The sequence below is a fragment of the Nitrospirillum amazonense genome (assembly GCF_029594735.1).
GTDB lineage: Bacteria > Pseudomonadota > Alphaproteobacteria > Azospirillales > Azospirillaceae > Nitrospirillum > Nitrospirillum amazonense.
In genome coordinates, this window is record NZ_JARPAF010000003.1 from 283738 (window position 1) to 284585 (window position 848).

The 848-nt window shown below is 67.9% G+C and carries 1 protein-coding gene; it reads right to left on the reverse strand.

Annotated features, from left to right (window positions below):
• A partial coding sequence (locus tag P5F91_RS19710; RefSeq protein WP_277908029.1) for a type VI secretion system Vgr family protein occupies positions 1 to 848 on the reverse strand: 848 nt, incomplete at both ends.

Below are 848 nucleotides of genomic sequence, written 5' to 3' on the forward strand. Positions count from 1 at the left end.
ACCTCCTCCGCCTGCATGGCCAGCTTGGCGCGGCGCTCGCCATCGCCGGCGCTGTCGTGCAGGCCGGGATAGTCGAAATGCTCGTGCTGGGGGTCCTGGGTGTAGCTGGAGACGGTGGGGACGGTCTGCTTCAGGTCCAGCTTGCTGGTCTGGAAGTTGTAGTCGGTCATGGCCCAGGCGCTGGCCTGGTAGGCGTGGCTGCGGTGCCACTCGGTGATGTGGTTGGAGCGGGAGGAGGTGGCGCTGAAGGGGATCAGCGGCTCATCGCCCGTCTGGTAGGCGGAGGTCTGGGCACCCAGGACCAGGGTGTGCTTCCCCGCCTCGTGGCGGAAGAAGTAATAGAGGCCGTCCTCCTCCATCAGGCGGGAGACGAAGGCGAAGTCGGTCTCGCGGTACTGCACGCAGTACTCGCGGGGCGGCGGGGCGCTGACGCCGGAGAAGTCGTACTGGGTGACGCCCAGCTCGCCGAAGATGGTCTCCAGGATGTCGAGCGTGGTCTTGTTCTGGAAGATGCGGCAGTCGCTGGTGCGGGTCAGGAACCACAGGCGCGGGACGACGCGCAGGACATAGTGGCGCTGCCCGCGGGAGGCGGCGTGGCCGCCGGTGAGCGAGGCGACGACGCCGTTGAAGACGCGGTAGCTGCCCTCGTCCAGGCGCAGCTTCAGGTCCACGCTCTGCGCCACCAGGGCGGCGGGATCGACGTTGTCGTCCATGGCGCGCACGGTCGCGCGGAACTCGAAGGGCGTCGAGATGCCCTCCGTCCCCTCCAGCGCCTCCAGCAAAAGCTGGTCGGGCCCCAAGGGGCTCTCGATCCCCAGCAACCGTTCCGCTTGCGTGTAACCGTCCAT